This is a genomic window from Leucobacter sp. NPDC015123 (assembly GCF_043080205.1).
Lineage (GTDB): Bacteria > Actinomycetota > Actinomycetes > Actinomycetales > Microbacteriaceae > Leucobacter > Leucobacter aridicollis_A.
Genome location: NZ_JBIBVH010000001.1, coordinates 135,207 through 153,265, shown reverse-complemented (window position 1 = coordinate 153,265; position 18,059 = coordinate 135,207). Strand labels below are relative to the sequence as shown.

Annotated in this window: 15 protein-coding genes; 10 read left to right on the top strand and 5 right to left on the bottom strand. The window is 64.6% G+C overall.

Annotation, left to right across the window (positions count from 1 at the left end; genetic code table 11):
• Positions 1–121 precede the first annotated feature (121 nt).
• From ACF07D_RS00665 to ACF07D_RS00650, 4 genes are all read left to right on the top strand, one after another.
• Positions 122–1,882: a class I adenylate-forming enzyme family protein gene (locus tag ACF07D_RS00665; protein WP_391503522.1), complete on the top strand. Its 1,761-nt coding sequence runs from the start codon at positions 122–124 to the stop codon at positions 1,880–1,882.
• 27 nt (positions 1,883–1,909) lie between these two features.
• Positions 1,910–3,103, top strand: a complete 1,194-nt coding sequence (locus tag ACF07D_RS00660) for a thiolase family protein (RefSeq protein ID WP_391503521.1) — start codon at positions 1,910–1,912, stop codon at positions 3,101–3,103.
• Positions 3,104–3,200: 97 nt separating this feature from the next.
• Positions 3,201–4,430, top strand: a complete 1,230-nt coding sequence (locus ACF07D_RS00655) for an acetyl-CoA acetyltransferase (RefSeq protein WP_391503520.1) — start codon at positions 3,201–3,203, stop codon at positions 4,428–4,430.
• A 42-nt stretch (positions 4,431–4,472) separates the two neighbouring features.
• Complete coding sequence (locus ACF07D_RS00650; RefSeq protein ID WP_391503519.1) at positions 4,473–5,990, top strand: carotenoid oxygenase family protein; 1,518 nt, start codon at positions 4,473–4,475, stop codon at positions 5,988–5,990.
• A gap of 77 nt (positions 5,991–6,067) precedes the next feature.
• Here ACF07D_RS00650 and ACF07D_RS00645 read toward each other — a convergent pair whose 3' ends face one another.
• Positions 6,068–7,054 (bottom strand): NAD(P)H-dependent flavin oxidoreductase, encoded by a 987-nt coding sequence (locus tag ACF07D_RS00645; protein ID WP_391503518.1) that lies wholly within the window; start codon positions 7,052–7,054, stop codon positions 6,068–6,070.
• 98 nt (positions 7,055–7,152) lie between these two features.
• On the bottom strand, positions 7,153–7,833 hold the full coding sequence (locus tag ACF07D_RS00640) for a TetR/AcrR family transcriptional regulator (protein WP_162921156.1): 681 nt from the start codon (positions 7,831–7,833) through the stop codon (positions 7,153–7,155).
• 109 nt (positions 7,834–7,942) lie between these two features.
• On the opposite strand from ACF07D_RS00640, the gene ACF07D_RS00635 reads away from it, so the two are divergent.
• From ACF07D_RS00635 to ACF07D_RS00625, 3 genes are all read left to right on the top strand, one after another.
• Positions 7,943–9,580, top strand: coding sequence for an amidohydrolase (locus tag ACF07D_RS00635; protein WP_255809464.1), 1,638 nt, complete (start codon positions 7,943–7,945; stop codon positions 9,578–9,580).
• 54 nt (positions 9,581–9,634) lie between these two features.
• Positions 9,635–11,014: a Na+/H+ antiporter NhaC family protein gene (locus ACF07D_RS00630; protein ID WP_119282939.1), complete on the top strand. Its 1,380-nt coding sequence runs from the start codon at positions 9,635–9,637 to the stop codon at positions 11,012–11,014.
• Between the two features lie 132 nt (positions 11,015–11,146).
• Entirely contained in the window at positions 11,147–11,641 is a 495-nt protein-coding gene (locus ACF07D_RS00625) for a Cpe/LpqF family protein (protein WP_119282940.1), read from the top strand.
• 20 nt (positions 11,642–11,661) lie between these two features.
• Here the strand turns inward: ACF07D_RS00625 and ACF07D_RS00620 are convergent, their stop codons facing one another.
• On the bottom strand, positions 11,662–12,501 hold the full coding sequence (locus tag ACF07D_RS00620) for a response regulator (protein ID WP_391503517.1): 840 nt from the start codon (positions 12,499–12,501) through the stop codon (positions 11,662–11,664).
• Positions 12,498–13,733: an ATP-binding protein gene (locus ACF07D_RS00615; protein WP_255809467.1), complete on the bottom strand. Its 1,236-nt coding sequence runs from the start codon at positions 13,731–13,733 to the stop codon at positions 12,498–12,500. The genes ACF07D_RS00620 and ACF07D_RS00615 overlap by 4 nt, the downstream gene beginning before the upstream one ends.
• A gap of 173 nt (positions 13,734–13,906) precedes the next feature.
• Here ACF07D_RS00615 and ACF07D_RS00610 point away from each other — a divergent pair, with 173 nt between their 5' ends.
• The 3 genes from ACF07D_RS00610 to ACF07D_RS00600 are packed head-to-tail and all read left to right on the top strand — an operon-like array spanning position 13,907 to position 17,098.
• Positions 13,907–14,929, top strand: a complete 1,023-nt coding sequence (locus ACF07D_RS00610; RefSeq protein WP_391503516.1) for a tripartite tricarboxylate transporter substrate binding protein — start codon at positions 13,907–13,909, stop codon at positions 14,927–14,929.
• Positions 14,926–15,558, top strand: coding sequence for a tripartite tricarboxylate transporter TctB family protein (locus ACF07D_RS00605; protein ID WP_391503515.1), 633 nt, complete (start codon positions 14,926–14,928; stop codon positions 15,556–15,558). The genes ACF07D_RS00610 and ACF07D_RS00605 overlap by 4 nt, the downstream gene beginning before the upstream one ends.
• A 1-nt stretch (position 15,559) precedes the next feature.
• The gene (locus ACF07D_RS00600) at positions 15,560–17,098 is read left to right on the top strand and encodes a tripartite tricarboxylate transporter permease (protein ID WP_391503514.1); all 1,539 of its coding nucleotides are present in this window, start codon (positions 15,560–15,562) and stop codon (positions 17,096–17,098) included.
• A 148-nt stretch (positions 17,099–17,246) separates the two neighbouring features.
• Here the strand turns inward: ACF07D_RS00600 and ACF07D_RS00595 are convergent, their stop codons facing one another.
• Positions 17,247–17,924 (bottom strand): TetR/AcrR family transcriptional regulator, encoded by a 678-nt coding sequence (locus ACF07D_RS00595; RefSeq protein WP_391503513.1) that lies wholly within the window; start codon positions 17,922–17,924, stop codon positions 17,247–17,249.
• Positions 17,925–18,059 lie beyond the last annotated feature (135 nt).

Sequence of the window (18,059 nt, the reverse complement as noted above, 5' to 3'; positions counted from 1 at the left end):
GTGATTTATGTAAACCCTTGCCTCACTCTGTTAACTGCAGTAACCTCTCGTTCAAGGGTTCGCGGACATCGGCGTCTTCGCGCCCCGTACGAGCGCTACCGGACCGGCAAGGAGGCCACCGATGAACACACTCGCAGGCGGACTGCATGAACAATCACGCGTCGACGATTTTGTATCGAGAGGCTGGTGGACAAGCGAAACGATTGACGGACTCTTCTGGCGGCAGGTCGAAGAACGCTCGGCGGAACTCGCCGTTGTCGACCCGCTCAATCGGGTGTCCCTCGACGGTGAGGCGCCGCGTCGGCTCACCTGGGGTGAGGTCGGTGCCGAGGTTGCCTGGCTCGCGGCGCGGTTTCTCGAACATGGAGTGCAGTCGGGTGATGTGATCGGCATGCAGCTTCCGAACAGTATCGAACAGCTTGAGGTCTATCTCGCCGCGTGGACCATCGGTGCAATCGTCTCGCCCCTCGCGATGCAGTACCGGGAATTTGAGGTCACTAACGCCGCGAACGACGCGGCGTTTGATGCATACGTGTGTGGGGACAGCTTTGGGGACCGGCGTATGGCCGAGGAGATCTCTCAACTGCGTGAAGCCGTACCGTCTCTACGTGTTGTGTTCAGTATCGGTCGCGCTGAAGTTCCGGCGATCCCCGGAATCGTACGTCTCGCTCCGCAGCCGGCGGATGCGGACGAAGCGGTAGCAATCGAGGGTTTCCGAGCATCGCGCCCGAACGATCCGAATGAGTGCGTGACGATCTGTTGGACCTCGGGTACCGAAGGGCAGCCCAAGGGGGTGATGCGTGCGCACTACGACTGGTTGAGCTTTAGCTGGGCCGTGATCGACGCCCTGAAAGCGGCTGGCTCCCGCGATCAGGGAGGTGCCGGCGAGCTGCAGGAGCTCGGTGCTGACGACGTGCTCTTGAACCCGTTTCCGCTGATCAATATGGCGGGGGTCTGTGGATTCCTGTTGCCGTGGCTGAGGACCGGCTGCGTGCTCGTGCAGCACCACCCTTTTGACGGGCCCACGTTCTTCGCGCAGGTCGCCACTGAGCGAGTGACCTGCACGATTCTGCCACCTGCGTTGCTCTGGATGCTGCTGAACAACGATGAGCTCCTCGCCAAAGTTGATCTATCGAGCCTCACCCGCATCGGGTCAGGGTCTGCACCACTGCAGCCGGCGATGGTGCGTGGGTGGCAGGAGCGGTTTGGATTGCGAGTTATCAACTTCTTCGGCTCGAACGAGGGAGTGTCGTTGCTGTCGAGTGGTGAGGATTTTCCCGACCCCGACGAGCGGGCGAACTACTTCCCGAGGTACGGTGCCGAGGGCACAACGTGGGCGTCGCGCGTGTCAACGTGGGTGCACCACAAGCTTGTCGACCTCGAGACCGGGCAAGTAATCACTGAGAGCGGGCGCCCAGGTGAGCTGCACATCAGCGGCCCGCAGCTCTTCGGGCGCTACGTGAAGGCTGACAGCCTCGCGAACCCCTTTGATGAGGAGGGGTACCTGAAGACAGGCGATGTCTTTGAAATTGCGGGCGAGCGTAACCAGTTTCTGCGATACGTGGATCGAGCGAAAGACCTCATCATTCGCGGCGGCATGAACATCGCTCCGGCTTCCCTCGAACAGCTGATCACCGAGCATCCGGCAGTTCTTGAGGTTGCTGTCGTCGGTGACCCCGACGAGATGCTTGGTGAGCGCGTCGCTGCGATTGTCGTGCTCCGACCGGGAGCCGAGCTCTCACTCGACGAACTAGTCGAGTTTCTTCGTGCGCGCAAGATTGCGTCGTTCAAGCTCCCCGAACGACTTGCGGTAATCGATGCGCTCCCGCGCAACCCAGTTGGAAAGGTGTTGAAGCGAGAGCTTCGACTTGCGGCCGTATAGCGGAGGCGTGAGCGACAGGAGGTGACTATGGTTCGGGATGCTCTGATCTTCGACGCGGTGCGAACGCCGCGTGGACGTGTGCGTCGCGAGGGTGGAACGCTCTCGGACGTTCCTTCCTATGAGCTGCTCGCCGGCCTGCTCACAGAGCTGTCGCGCCGAGGGCTGCCCGCCGAACTTGTCGACGACGTCATCGTCGGTGTCAGCACCCCTGTGGGGGAACAGGGGGCTGACCTTGCGCGTGTCGCAATCTCAGCGGCCGACTGGCCTGACTCAGTCAGTGGCGGGGTGGTGTCTCGAATGTGCTGTTCGGGCCTTGACGCGATTGCGTCTGGCGCTGCGCAGGTGTTGAGCGGAGGCGGCGAGCTTGTTGTGGCTGGCGGAGCCGAATCGATGTCGCGAACGCCGATGTTTGCCGACAACCCGGCGTTCGCGCTCGACGAGGATCTCGCAGACGCGACCGGATTTGTGACGATTGGTGTGGCCGCCGATTTTATGGCCGCGCGATTCGGTATTTCACGCGCTGAACTCGACGATTGGGCCGTCCGCTCGCACGCGCTGTCGCTCACCGCGAGCGTCCCAGCATCGGTTGTCGCAGTCGAGCGCGATGGCGAGACCTTGCTTGGGCGCGACGAAGGTGCGCGACCCGGACTGAGCGCGGCGGCACTAGCTGAGCTTCCCGCGCTCTGTGGATCAGACCCGACCTGGGAACGCGCCCTCTCGCGGTTCGCGTTTGAAGGTCTCGAAAGCGCACCCGCCGGTCGCCACACGGTTGCGACGGCGCCGCAGCTCGCTGACGCGGCCTCTGCAGTGCTGCTCGGAACCGCTGCGGGGGGCCATGCCGCCGGGTTGAAACCGCGGGGGCGGATCGTCTCTTGGGCGCATGCCGCGGTGCGTTCGCCGGGCCTGTGGGCCGGTGAACACGCAGCCAGGAAAGCTCTCGCCCGCGCAGAACTGGGCGTCGGTGACATTGCAGTGGCCGAACTCAACGAGTCGTTCGCAGTTACTCCAGTGTTGCTGGGGCGTCAGCTCGGCATAGCCCCCGACCTCGTCAACGCGCATGGCGGGGCGCTAGCGCTTGGTCACCCCCTTGGGGCGAGCGGTGGGATCCTGCTCGCGACTGCGATTGAACGGCTCGGAGCGGTCGGGGGTGGCTACGGACTCCTCGTGATCCCAGCCGCGCTTGGTCTCGCGACCGCGGTTGTCGTGGAGGCGTTCGGGTAGCGCACGGAGCGGGGGCGGCACATTGAGGCATGTGTATGCAGTCGTTGAAAGCTCTGTTAATTGAAGTTATTGAGTCCTGATTTGAAAGGAGCGTCGAATGCCAGGGAACAACGTGTGGGTACTTGGCGGGTACCAGAGCGACTTCGCCCGAAACCTGAGTCGCGAGGGTCGCGGCCTTGCCGAGCTCACCGCGGAGGTGACCGACGGGGCGCTCGAAGGCGCCAAAGTTGACGCTGAAGAAGTCGGCGTAGTGCACGTCGGCAACGCGTTTGGGGAGCTTTTCGCCGACCAAGCGCAGCTCGGCGCAATGCCAGCGACAGTGGGAGAGTCACTCTGGGGTGTGCCGGCATCGCGCCACGAGGCTGCGTGTGCCTCGGGAAGCGTCGCCGCGCTCGCCGCGATTGCTGACCTTCGTGCGGGAAACTATGACGTCGCCCTCGTTGTGGGGGTGGAAGTCGAGAAAACAGTCTTAGGTGCGCAAGGCGCCGCGTTCATGGGAACCGCGGCATGGACGGGGCATGAGGGCGAAGAAGCCACATTCATGTGGCCATTTATGTTCGCGGCTGTGGCTGACGAATACGATCGGAGGTTCGGGCTCGACGACGCACACCTGCGCGCCATCTCGCAGCTCAACCTCGGCAATGCAAAACGCAACCCACTTGCGCAAACACGCGGCTGGGACGTGCCAGACCTTCTAGCTCACGGTACCGACGACGAGCTCAATCCACCAGTCGAGGGGCGTCTGCGGCGCTACGACTGCAGTCAGATGACAGACGGCGGAGCCGGAGTCGTGCTCGTGAGTGACGCCTACTTGCGCGATCACCCAAGGGCGCGGCCCCTCGCCCGGATCGCCGGCTGGGGCCACCGCACGGCTGGGCTCGGACTGAAGCAAAAGTTCGAGAAGAGCGCGGGGGAGCCCTATGTGTTTCCGCATCTCAAACGCGCCGTTGACGACGCGTTTGGCCGGGCCGGTGTCGACCTCACGATGTTGCACGGCCTCGAAACCCATGACTGTTTTTCAGCAAGCGAATACGTCGCAATTGATCACATTGGACTCACCGCCCCCGGTGAGTCCTGGCGCGCGATTGAGGATGGCTCGATTGAGCTCGGCGGGCGGTTTCCAATCAACCCAAGCGGCGGTCTCATCGGCGGGGGACATCCCGTTGGGGCAACGGGGATTCGGATGCTATTCGATGCCGGAAAACAAGTGGCAGGTGCCGCTGGCGAGACGCAAGTAGAGGGAGCCGAGCGCTTCGCGACTCTGAATTTTGGCGGCTCAACATCGACAACCGTTTCGTTCGTTGTCGAAGCTGCTCCCGGCCGCTAGATCAACTGCTTGTACACCCCAGGTCAAGAAAGAGGAAACACCATGGACGTTGAAATTGTTGGACGACTGCTCTCGACACTTCCGGAGGAGGATGACCACCCCTACCGAACCGGCCCGTGGCGGCCGCAAACAACGGAGTGGAAAACAGACGACTTGGAGGTCGTCTCAGGTGAGATTCCACACGACCTCGACGGGGTGTACCTGCGCAACACTGAAAACCCTGTCCACCCGTCGCTGAAGAACTATCACCCGTTCGATGGTGACGGCATGATCCACGTTGTCGGGTTTAGAGACGGCACGGCGTTCTATCGCAACCGTATGATCCGTACCGACGGCTACCTCGCAGAGCAGGAGGCGGGACAGGCGCTCTGGGCTGGGATCGCCGAGAACCCGAAGCTCGCGTTGCGTGAGGATGGCTGGGGTGCCCGCGGCAGGATGAAGGACGCGTCGAGTACTGACGTCGTGGTCCATCGTGGGATGGCGCTCACAAGCTTCTACCAGTGCGGTGACATGTACAGGCTCGACCCTTTCTCGGCGGAGACCCGCGGCAAAGAAGACTTCAACGGCGCCTTCCCGTTCAAGTGGGGAGTGTCCGCGCACCCCAAGGTCGATGACAGGACAGGGGAGATGCTGTTCTTCAACTACAGCAAGGAAGCGCCCTACATGCACTACGGCGTGGTGGATCAGCAGAATGACCTCGTGCACTACGTCGACGTGCCGCTGCCGGGAGCGAGGCTGCCGCACGACATGGCGTTTACCGAGAACTACGCGATCCTGAACGATTTTCCGCTGTTCTGGGACGAGGAGGCGCTCAAGCACGGTCACCATGCGGCCCGGTTTCACCGGGACATGCCGAGCCGATTTGGCGTCATCCCGCGGCGCGGACAAACGAGCGACATCCGGTGGTTTGAGGCCGAGGCAACCTACGTGCTGCACTTTGTCAATGCCTACGAAGAAGGCGATGAGATTGTCATTGACGGGTTCTTCCAGGGGGACCCAGAACCGAAGGACACGGGTCAGGGGAGCAAGTGGGAACGCGCATTTAGGTTCCTCGCCCTTGATCGGATGCAGGCGCGGCTCCACCGTTGGCGACTCAACCTTGTCACTGGCAAGGTGCGTGAGCAGCAGCTGAGTGACACGATCACTGAGTTTGGCATGATGAACGGAGACTTCCAGACCGATGACTATCGTTACGCCTATGCGGCGACAGGGAAGCCAGGGTGGTTTCTGTTCGACGGCCTCGTGCGGCACGACCTTAAGACCGGCAGCGAGGAGAGATACAGCTTTGGAGATAGTGTCTTTGGGAGCGAGACTGCTGTCGCTCCGAAGGTGGGTGGTACAGCCGAAGATGACGCATATCTTGTCACGATTATCAGTGACATGGCTGCGGACGCCTCGTACTGCGTCGTGTTCGATGCTGCTCGCGTGAGCGATGGGCCGGTGTGCAAGCTCAAACTGCCCGAGCGAGTCTCGAGCGGCACCCACTCGACCTGGGCTGCCGGTGCGGAACTGCGCCGCTGGCGAGAGGACGACAACGCTGCGTCTGCGGTCGGTCTGTAGCCTTCGGTCCACCTGTCATCGCGCGGAAGGGCGCTGCGGGGCGAAGGGGGCCTTCTCGTGGGAAGGCCCCGTTCCGGCTACCGCGACTGTGGGCCAGCGGTTCTCGCGAACAGACGCTCGGACGCGGCTCGGTACTCGGCGCTCAGCGTTTCGACAACAGCGGCAGCGGGTGTGACAGCGTCAATGATCTCAATGCCCTGACCCGCTGCCCAGATGTCACGCCACCTCCTCTGGACGTTGCCTGCCGCGTTGTAGTTTGGAGCGTGACCAGCTGGGTGAGCGTTGGAAATGTCGATTCCGTTGGCTTCAAGGCTCGGCCGCAACCACGAGGCGTTCGCACCAGTGATGGCTGCTGTCACGACGAGATCATCGGCCCCGTGCTCAACGACCATCTCTTTGTATGCGCGAGGGGCCATGCTCTCCTCAGTGGCGAGGAACCGCGTGCCAACGTAGACAAGGTCAGCTCCAGCGGCGATCGCGCCGGCGACGCCCCAGCCGTCGCCGATACCTCCGCCGATGATCACCAGGCCGCTGAAGAACTCCCTGACGCCAGAGACAAATGCGAAGGGTGACAGGTGGCCGGTGTGGCCGCCCGCGCCCGCGCTCACACAGGCCAGTCCGTCGGCGCCGGCAGCGACCGCTTTTCGTGCGAGGGCGATGCTGACGACGTCAGCGACGACTATGCCGCCGTAGGCGTGGACTGCCTCGATGACTGGGGCAGGCGAGCCCAGGGCCGTAATCACGATCGGGGGCTTGTGCTTCGCGAGGAGTTCGATGTCAGCTGAGAGGCGCTCGTTGCTGCTGTGGGTAATGAGGTTCAGCGCCCACGGGGCGGGGGACTCGCCCTGGGTCCGCGCCTCGTCAAGACGGGTGCGAATCTCCGTCAGCCACTGGTCGAGTTGCCCTGGGGTTCTGCAGTTGGGGGCTGGGAACGCTCCGATCGCTCCCGCCCGGCAAGTTGCGACGACGAGATCGGGGCCCGAGATGAGAAACATCGGAGCCGCGATCACGGGTGTCACGAGCTTCTGCACGACGTCCCGGTGGAATGAGTCTCTGTTGAACATGCGCCTCCTTGCGCTCATTACTTCAGTTCACAGAGTAAGCATATCGCGTTGACGGCTCTGTCGACAGTGGTCACGAAGCGCTTGGGCGAGGCGGCTCGTCAGTGACGAGCAGGGCCTGGCTCTCCAGCCGCGACAAGCCCCGCAATGAGTGCCCTGAGGCCAAACTCGAAAGTCTCGACTGTCACAGTTGTCTGAAGCTCTGCGGCGTGCGCGCTCGCACTCTCTTCAGCGCTCGTGAGGTTTGGAGCAAGCTCGGGGTTGTTGACCGGGCGGAGGTTGTCGGCCGGCGCCAATGAGTCGAGCGCTGAGCCGATGACGAACGATTCGATCGCAACGATGGCGGGCACAATCCGCTTCTCGGGGTAGCTGTCGCGGCGCATTGCTGCGGCGATTCGCTCATAATCAATGATTGATTCTGGCTCATCGTCGACGGGCATAGTCGCAAGAGCGGCGATGATTCCCGGGTGCGCCCCGAAGGTGTCACGGTATGCCCGAGCCCAGTCTGCGATCGCGACGTGCCATGGGCGCGATTCAAAGCCATGGTCGCCGACGCGGCGGGTGAGTTGACCGCGCATGCCAGCGATGAGCTCGTCCTTGCCCGCGAAGTAGTGGTGCAGGGCTGACGGGCGGACCTCGAGATTTCGGGCAAGTGCAGCGAGTGTGAAGTCGCCACCTTTCACGTCCGCGAGCTCAAAAGCGGCGGCGAGAATTCGCTCTCGCGACAGGATCGCCTGGCGCGGTCGGCCCGCTGGCCTGTGGGCTTCTGGCGCCGTTGTCATTGCACATCCTTCTTCTGCGGGGTTGCAGACCTTATTGAATCTGCGTAAATTAAAGTTGCTCCGCGTCTCACTCGAGGATACGGGGTCACACGAACCGAGGGGGACCACCGTGGGAGAAGCGACTGCCGACCTGATTATTGCGGGTGCGCGCGTGCACTCACTTGTGGCCGGCGACGCCGATCTCTCGCCTCGCTCAATCGCGATCGCTGGCGGTCGCATCATCGCGGTGGGGAAGCCCGATGAGATCGCCGAGGCCTTCAGCGGGCCGAACACTCAGATCGATGACGCGAGCGGATCTACGATCACTCCCGGCCTGATCGATGCACACCTGCACCCGATCCAAGGCGTGGAGCTGTGCCAGGGGGTTGATCTCGGAAGCGTGCGCGATCTGCGCGACCTCCGAAACGCGCTCGGTGCTGAGGCAGCGAGGGTGCGCGCGGGCTCCGCTGGGGGGTGGGTCCGCGCGTGGAACCTCGATTACGCCGTGTTTGACGGCGCACCGCTCGACTCCCGCTTCCTTGACGACGCCGTCGGCGACCTGCCGGCGATGGTGTTCTTCTTTGACTTCCATACTGCCGTCGCGAGCGCAGAGGCGCTGCGGCTTGCGGGAATCACGGGCGCCAGGGAATTCGACGACACTTCCGTGATCGTCGTCGACTCGTCGGGCGTGCCAACCGGAGAACTCCGAGAGGACAGCGCCTACCAGCCGATCCTCGAGATTGCCCCAAAGCCGACCCGCGACGAGACACTCGAAGCGGCCCGTGCGACATTCGCGAAGATGCGGCGCTCGGGCCTTACCGGCGGCACCATCATGGACGGCAACTCCGAGACGCTCGACCTGCTCCAGGCTCTCGACACCACTGGCATGGGGCTTCCAGTTCGCATCGTGAGCGCAATGGACATCAAGCCGAGCTACTCGGCGGAGACACGAGCTGCAATCAAGGCGCAGGTCGACCGGGGCGGGAACCGGTGGCGCGGCGGCGTCATCAAACTCTACGCCGACGGTGTCATTGACACGGGGGCTGGCTGGCTCTACGAGGCCGACGCCGATGGGGCAGGGCTCACCGGGTTCTGGCCGAATCAGGCAGACTTCGCCGCGACAGTGAAAGAGTTTGCGGAAGCCGGGTTCCAGATCGCGACGCACGCAATCGGCGACCGTGCTGTCGGCGAGACGATCACCGCGTACGAGGCCGCCGGGCCCATCGCCCGTACCGGAGTGCCGCACCGCATCGAGCACCTCGAGACGCTCACCCCTGACGACGTCGAGCGCCTGGCAGCGAACGGCATCACTGCGTCGATGCAGCTTCCACACATGCAATGGCGCATCGCCGACGGCAGTGACGAGTGGGCGAGACGGCTCGGACCCGAGCGCGCAGCCCGCGGCTGGGCAGCTGGCTCCGTCACGCGAGCGGGCGCGCCACTCGCCCTTGGCTCCGACTGGCCGATCGCAGACCTCGATGCGCGCATCGGCCTTGCCTGGGCTATGCTTCGGCGTGCCCCCGGCGACACGGACGGGTTCGTCTACGAGCCTGAAGAACGACTTTCCGCCGCCCAAGCGCTACACGGATACACCCGCGGTGCAGCGCTCGCGCAGGGCGACGACGACCTCGGCATCATCCGTGCCGGTGCTCGTGCAGACCTCGCCGTGTGGTCTGCGGATCCCCTCGGGGTGTCAGGCGACGATCTCGCCACACTCCCCGTCCGGGCAACATACCTTGACGGGCTACGCACGTCGCACGTCGAATAGTCTCACCCCACACCACCCAACCGAGCGGCACCGTCGCTCCCTCGAAAGGCCACCGTGGTCCAAAACACTGCTCTGGCGCTGCTGCCAGTCCTTACCGTCCTTGTCGTGTCGGTGCTCACCAAGCGAGCACTGCTCGGCCTCTTCTCGGGCGCCATCGTTGGCGCAATCCTCATCGGTGGATGGGGGTTCTTCGACTCGCTCGTCGGGCTCGTTGGCTCCTCCCTGTCGAACGAAACCGTGCACTGGCTCGTGCTGGTCGTCGTATTGTTCGGCATCCTCATCGCCTACTTCAACGTGTCGGGGGCCGTCAGCGACTTCGCCAAGTGGACGGAGCGGTTCGTGAACTCACGCCGCAAGTCGCTGCTGCTCACCTGGCTGCTCACGATCGCGCTGTTCATCGACGACTACTTGAACGCGCTCACTGTGGGCACCTCGATGAAGCGTGTCACCGACCGCTACAACGTGCCACGCACCATGCTCGGCTCTGTCGTGAAGCTCACGTCAGCCCCGATCGCGATTGTCATCCCGTTCTCAACCTGGGCGATCTTCTTCTCGGCGCTGCTTGAGCAGGATGGCGTGACCGTGAACGGTTCGGGCTTCGGCGCATACATCGCTGGTCTGCCGTATGTCTTCTTCGGCTGGATCGCGCTGATCGTCGGCCTGCTTCTCGCCCTCGGCGTGCTGCCCCTGGTTGGGCCGCTGAAGCGTGAGCAGGCGCGCGTCGATCTAACGGGCGACACGCTTCCCGAGGGGCTGACCCCCGAGGAGCGCGCCTTCGAACTCGCTGAAGACGGCTCCGAGGGCAAGCGCCCGCTGCCGTTCAACTTCCTCATTCCGATTATCACCCTCGTTGTCGTGACGATTCTCACCGAGGTCGACATCGTGAAGGGCGCCGCAGCTGCCGTCGTCGTCGCAATCATCCTCTATCTCGTGCAGCGCCGGATGACATTCAAGGACGTCGTTGAGCAGGCGTTCGAGGGCATCATGAGCATGGCGTACGTCATGGTGCTGTTCGTGCTCGCCTTCATGGTGCAGCAGATCAACATGGATCTCCAGCTCGCCGACTGGGTCATTGGTGCGACCGAGCCAATCATGAACGGCGCCCTGCTGCCCGCGATCGTGTTCCTCGTCTGTGGCCTCTACGCGTACGCGACAGGCGCGTTCTGGGACCTCGCCGCTGTCATCACACCCGTCGTACTGCCACTTGCAATCGCTGTTGGTGTCGACCCGGTGCTCGCAGGCGCAGCGGTCTTCTCGGGTGCCGCACTCGGCTCCACGACATGCCTGTACGGCGACGGCATGATCCTCGCGTCGAAGTCGGTTGGCGTGAAGCCTTTGAACTTGATGCTCTCGATCCTGCCGTACGCAGGGTTTGCCGCAGCGCTGTCGTTCATCGCCTACCTCATCGCAGGGTACGTCTCCTTCGGCGGCTAAACGCGCGCCTCGCCAGCGTGGACAGAGTGCCCCGGCCGCCCAGGCGGCCGGGGCACTCTGTCGCCTGGCGCCAGATTTCGGGGGTTGATAGGTTGGAAGGAGACCTCAGTCATCCACCATCGGAGGCCCCGCATGCCCGCGCCCGCACTCTCGTCGTCGACTCTCGCGCAACATCTGAATGCCCGCAGCCAGCGGCGCCGGTTCGGGGCGGCAGTCGCCGCAGTCGCGGTCGCAGCCGGGCTGCTGACGGCGTGCACATCGCCTTCGTCTGCCCCTGAGCCGAGCGATCCGGCCGGTGTTGTCGCGATCCCCGACACCGCTGCGGCCGGCCAGATCGAGTGGGCGCTCGGGCTGTTGAACGCCGACACCGACATCACCGTCGATCAGCTTGAAGGCCGGTTCACGAAGGAGTTCCTCGCTCAAGTGCCGGCAGAAGACCTCGCGGCCCAGCTGAACGAGGGCGTACGGCCGCTCAAGCCGTTCAAGACGACTGACTACGCCGACGTGAGCGAGGTCGTCGGCGCGGCGCGCATCACTGCGGCGAACGCGGAATCGTTCTCGCTTGAGGTGCGGGTCGAACCAGATGGCACGATCTCCGAGATGCTGATCCGCCCCGCAGGCAAGTAGGGGCCGGTAGGTAGCGGTCGCTAGGCGCCTGGCGGCGGAACCAACCGGTAGAGCACCTCGGGCCGGCCGCGCTTGCCATACCGGTGGGACAGATCGATCGATCCAATGTCAACAAGGTAATCGAGGTAGCGTCTCGCAGTCGCCGACGACACTGCGCACGCTGCGGCGAGTTCGGCGGACGTGAGTGGAATTATCGGATCCAACGCATCGATGATCTCGGTCAGCGTGACGTGCGAGATCCCCTTGGGCAGGCGTGCGCCAGGCGCCTGGGAGGTCAGCCCGGCCCGCCCGGCCCGCCCGGCCTGACCGGCGCCGCCCTGCACAGCGTCGGCCTGCCCACCCGCGATTCGCTGCGCTCCCTGGTGTTCCCGCCGCGCCTGGACGCTGCCGGTAGACAGCAGTCTGTCGATCTCGCCCTGCGCGAGCGGAAGCTCCCGGGCGTCGTGAGGGCGCGCTTGGCCTCGCGCGAGGTCGCTGCGGTAGACCCGTAACCTGCCGAGAAGCGCCGACTCTGTGAACGGCTTGACGAGGTAGCCGACAACCTGGCCTGCGAGAGCCTGGCGCACCGTGACGCGATCCTGGGAGGCGCTGATGACAAGCACGTCGGGCGACGCTGGTCCGAGCGTGCGCACACGGTTCAGCACTTCCACCCCGCTAATGTCTGGGAGTCGCATGTCGAGCAGCACGAGATCGACCTCGCCGTGCACGATGTGCTCGACCGCGGCCAGCCCGGTACTGACAGCGGCGACGACGGCAAAGCCCGGAGCGTTCGCGATGAAGCGGCTGTGCAGTTGCCGCGCGCCAGTGTCGTCGTCGACGATGAGCACCCGGGTGTCTGGCCCGGTGCGGGGAGCGGTCATCTCGCCTCCATCGTGAACCTGAACCGGGCGCCTCCAGAGGCAGACCGACTGACCTCGACAGTCCCGCCGCGGCCGGCGACCGTGCGTCGCACGAGGTCGAGGCCGATGCCACGGCCGGTGCCCGTGCGATCCGACTTTGTCGAGACACCACGTGTGAAGAGCCGCTCGATGTCGGCGGCCGGGATCCCGTCACCGTCATCAGAGATGTCGCCGTGAAAGACCCCGTCGACCTCGGTCAGCGCGCAGAGCACGACCGTCGCGTGTGCCTCTCCGGCATTCCTGCAAAGATTAGCGACAACAAGGACCACCTCCTCATCAACCTCGCTCGTGACCGCGAATTCGGCTTCCAGCCTGGCCCCGTGCGCTCCAAGCTCGGCGCGCAGCGCATCCACTGTCGCTCGGAGAAGTGGTTGGGTGCTCAGACTCGCGCCGTGGGCCGTCGTGGTGACGGGGGAGACCCCCTCGATGTAATGCAGCGCCTCGCTTGTGTCGCCGTGAGTGACGAGCCCGTGGATGACGTGCAGCCTGGTCACGAACTCGTGCGACTGTTCCTGCAGCGCGGCAGCGGTGCGCCGCAGCCCCTCGTGCTCACGCGCCTCCGCATCCAACCGACGGAAGCGGCGCTCGAGCAGCGCTGCCACCGTCGAGCTCAGCAGCGTTCCCACCACGAGCGCGCCGAGCGCCCATGGGAGGAGCCGTCGGAGCGCTTCCGACGCGTCGTCGGCGATGCGGCTCTCAAGGATGCCGACCGAGAGCGCTCCGATGATCTCTCCGTCAGTGGCTCGAACGGGCACCTTCGCGCGCAGCGTGCGCCCAATAGTGCCCGTCTCCGTGCCAAGAAACGTCTCGCCGGCGAGCACCGACGAGTTGTCTGTCGAGACGCGCTTGCCGCGCTCAGCCGGGGTCGGGTGGGTGACGCGGATGCCGCGCTCATCAGAGATAACGACATAGTCGACGCCGGCGGCCCGCTCGATCACGTCGGCGAGCGGCTGGAGCTCGGCGGCGGCCGCGGAGACATCCGAGTGGACGAGCGCGAGCGCCGAGCGCACCTGGGTGAGCTCGGCGAGGCTCGACGCCACACTCGACACGCGTTCGCCGGTGGTCTCGCGGATACCGCGCTCTTGCACGGTGTAGGCGATGCCAGTAGTGAGCACGACGACCGCGACCACAATCACTGTCGGAGCGAACAGCATGACAAGCCGCGCCCCACGGGCAGTGAACTTCTTCGCCACCGTCGCTACCTCCTTGTCGACGCTTCAGTTTAGACCGGTCGTGCATCCCGGGGTCCGGCGCACTGTGAGCATCAAAGGTGTCAAATGCGTCCGGCCTGCCAGCAGCGAGGCCGACGTGTCACTGTTGGTGCCGAGTACGGCGCACCGGCGCCCTCACAAAGGAGTGAAAACCCGTGGAAGAACCTTCCAGCGCGGCAGAGCCGCGCGAAGACACACGGCGGGCGAGGCCCGCCACGAGGCTCATCGGTGGCGTGATCGCCGCGGCCGCGATCGGCGTCGCCGCCTTCGGCTCCATCAGCGCGGCGTCTGCTGGGCAAGATATTACGTCGTCGCTCACGATCGTGGCCCCCGCGGCCGCCGGTGGCGGCTGGGACACTGTCGCCCGCGAGATGCAGCAAGCGCAGCGTGCGAACGGCCTCACCGCGAACGTGCAGGTCGTGAATATGCCAGGCGCGGGCGGAACGATCGCGCTCGGAAACATGACTCGGTTCGAGGGTCGGGCGAACACGGTACTCGTCGGGGGCACCGGGCTGCTTGCGGCAACGATCCAGTACGACTCGACCGCGACGCTTAATGACGTCACACCGCTTGCGGTGTTGTTCGACGAGTACGACGTCATTGTCGTGCCCGCTGACTCGCCTTACGAAACGCTCGACGAACTCGTCGCCGCGTGGCAGGAAGACCCTGGGGCGGTGCCCTGGACCGGCGGCGGATCCTTCGATCAGCTCGTGGTGACCGACCTCGCCCTTGCGGCGGGTATCGATCCCGTCGACACCACGTACATTTCCTCGGACGGCGGCGGCGAGGCTGTTGCGGCGCTGCTCAACGGGACGGCTCAGGCTGCCGCCGGAGGGTACCCGGACAACATCGACCAGATCGAGTCCGGCCGTCTGCGGGCGCTCGCGCTCATCGCGGAGGAGCCCGTTACTGGCATCGACATTCCGACGGCGCGCGCGCAGGGGTACGATGTCACGCTCGCCAACTGGCGCATGCTTGCGGCGCCCGCCGCGATTACCGACGAGGAGACGGCGCAGCTCACCGAGCTCATCGAGGATTCGGTCGCCACCCCGGAGTGGTTGGCCGCGGTCGACCGCTATCACTGGAGCGAACACTTCATGGTTGGCCCCGACGTCTCGGCATTCCTCGAAAACGAACGCGGGCGCATCACGCGACTCTACGAGGAGATGGGGCAATGAGTTACTCACACAATCCGACGGCGATGTCCGCCGTCATCGGCGAAGAGATTTCGCTGACGGCGGCGAAGGATCGAGGCCGGGCGCTGCTCGTGCAGCTCATCATGCCGGCTGTGCTGCTCGCGTTCGCAGGGTACCTCGCGGTCGGCATGCTCACCATGCGGGTGCCCGAAGGTACCGCGTTCCCAGGCCCGAGGTTCTTTCCAGCGCTCATCGCCGGTGGGCTCACACTCTTCGCGGTCCTGCTCGCGGTCGCTGCGCTACGTGAGCATCAGCGCGCGGCGACGCAGGCGGATGCTGGAGATCCCGCGATTCTCACCGGTGAAGGCGCCGATGTCGAGGAAGGTGACGCCGAGGAAGGCAGTGCCGAGCATGCCCGCGCGGTCAGGATCGACTGGGCGTCCCTCACGTGGGTCATTGGATCCTTCCTCGCGTTCACCATCGTGCTGCCATACCTCGGCTGGATCATCGCCGCGGCGCTGCTGTTCTGGGGCGTCGCGCGCGGTTTCGGCGCACGCAGGCCGCTCGCGATCCTCATCGTTGGCCTCACGCTGAGCTCGATCGTTTACATCGCATTCGACATGGCGCTCGGGATGTCGCTCCCGTCTGGCGTTCTGGGCTGGGAGTTCTGACATGGAAACACTACAACTTCTGCTAGACGGCTTCGCTGGAGCCCTGAGCCTGCAAAACCTGCTCTGGGTGCTCATCGGCTGTGTCCTCGGGACCGCGGTCGGCGTATTGCCTGGCCTCGGGTCATCGATGGCAGTCGCGCTGCTGCTGCCGGTCACATTCTCGCTCGAGCCGACAGCAGCGTTCATCATGTTCGCCGGCGTGTACTTCGGTGGCCTGTTCGGTGACTCGACAATGGGTATCCTGATGAACACGCCGGGCCAGGCGTCGGCGATTGCTTCGACGTTCGAAGGGCACAAGATGGCGCTCAACGGGCGCGCCGCGCAGGCCCTCGCGACCGCGGCAATCGGCGCGTTTATCGGCGGTATCGTGGCATCGGTCGTCGTCGTCTTCCTCGCGCCGGTGCTCGCCGACTTCTCAACAAGGTTCGGCCCAGCAGAGTTCTTTGCGCTCGCAGTGTTCGCCTTCGCGGCGACATCATCCGTGGTGACCGACAGCGCGGTCAGGGGTCTCGCGTCGCTCTTCATCGGGCTGGGGATCGCGGTCATTGGCATCGACGGTGTCTCCGGGGCGCCCCGCTTCACGATGGACTCGCCGAACCTGTTCGACGGCATTTCGCTCGTCACCGTCACCGTCGCCGTCCTTGCGCTCGGCGAGGTGATCTACGTTGCCTGTCTCGAACGGCACGTCTCGGGTGGCAAGATCATTCGGCCCAAGGGTCGGCCGTGGCTGTCACGCGCCGAGCTTCGCGAGGCAGCTCCGGCCTGGGCGCGCGGCACTGCGATCGGGCTGCCCTTCGGAGTGATCCCTGCCGGCGGCTCCGAGATTCCCACATTCCTCGCATACGGGCTCGAGAAGCGGCTCGACGCCCGGCGCGCGCAACCGAAGTTTGGCACCGGCGCGATCCGCGGCCTTGCGGCCCCGGAGACGGCCGGGAACTCGACAACTGGCATGGCGATGGGCGCGCTGCTCGCGCTCGGCCTGCCGATCTCGGCGACCGCCGCCATCATGCTTGCTGCGTTCAGACAGTACGGGCTGCAGCCTGGTCCGCTACTGTTCGAGCGCGCCCCCGATCTGGTGTGGGCGTTGCTCGCTAGCTTCTTCATTGCGATGATCGTGCTGCTGATCCTGAACCTCCCGTTCGCGATGCTGTGGGCGCGACTACTGCTCATCCCGCGACCCTACTTGTACGCGGGGATCACAGTGTTCTGCGCGTTCGGCATCTACGCTACGTCGGGCTCTACATTTGATCTGCTCGTGCTGCTCGGCGTCGGTATCGTCGGATTCTTGATGCGGGCGCTCGACTTCCCGATCGCGCCGCTCATCATTGGCATGGTGCTCGGCCCGCTCGCGGAGACGAGCCTGCGTGATGCCGCGATGAGCGCAAACGGTGACTTCTCCGTGCTCGTGCAAGGTCCAATCGTGCTCACGCTCTACGGGCTGCTCGTGCTCGTGCTCGGCTTCGCGGTGAGCGGGCGTATCCGGGCGCGCAGGGCCAGGGCGCGTGCTGAGCGTTCACCGGAGGAGGCGGCACTCCGCTAGTCCCCGGCGTCTCGCCAAATCAAACATGCTGCAGGATTCGTGCGCTCTGACCGGGTCTGAGCGTACGAATCCTGCAGAAGCTTGTGTCGTTTGGGTGCGTGGAGACGATCGTGGGATTGGAGCCGCGTCAGCGACCACTCGGCGCAGCTCACCGCAGTTGCTCTGAGATTCTCCCCAGCACGTCGTCGGGGGAGGCGCCCACGTCGAACGTCGCGACGACGATCCGTGAGGCGCCGCGCTCGCCCCCAAACCAGGGCGCGAACCTGCCGATCAGGTCGGTGAGCTCACGCTCGAGCTCCTCGAACGCATGATTGTCGCCGAACTTCATCCAGCGGCGTAGCGCTGCGTTGTGGACCGCGACGACGGCCGCGGCAACCGCGATTGAACCCCAGTCGGGGGTGCCGGGTGCTGCGACGCGCGCCAGGTAGCGCTGAAACATTCGCTCGTAGCGATGGGTGATGACGAGCTCGCGCTCACGCAAGAGTGGTGTGCTGCGGAGCAGCTGGGAGCGCATCCTGGCCGTCACTGGATCGCGCGTCAGCACCCGCGACACCTCCAGCGTGCCCTGCGCGATCGTCGCAGACGCGCTGAGATCGGACGCGTCAAGCTGCTCTTGCAGCTGGCTCAGCGCGAAGTCATGATCGGCGAACACGACGTCTTCCTTGCTGCCGAACCGTCTGAAGAACGTACTGCGGCTCATGCCGATCGCGTCTGCGAGGCTACTCGTTGTGGTCTGCTCGTAGCCGTGCTCCGTGAGGTAGCGCACTGCCGTCGCCTGCGGCGAGTCAGGTGCAGTGTGAGTATTCGCTGTGTTGAGGGCGCCCATGGGGGAAAGTTAGCACAGCGGTGAAACCCGGTGCCGCATACGTTTCGCTTTCGTGGTGCGGAAGTTGTCGTGTGCTCGAGTCGAGTGGCCTTGATTTGAGACTCAGTCTCAGGCATACTTCTGAAGACGCGCCGC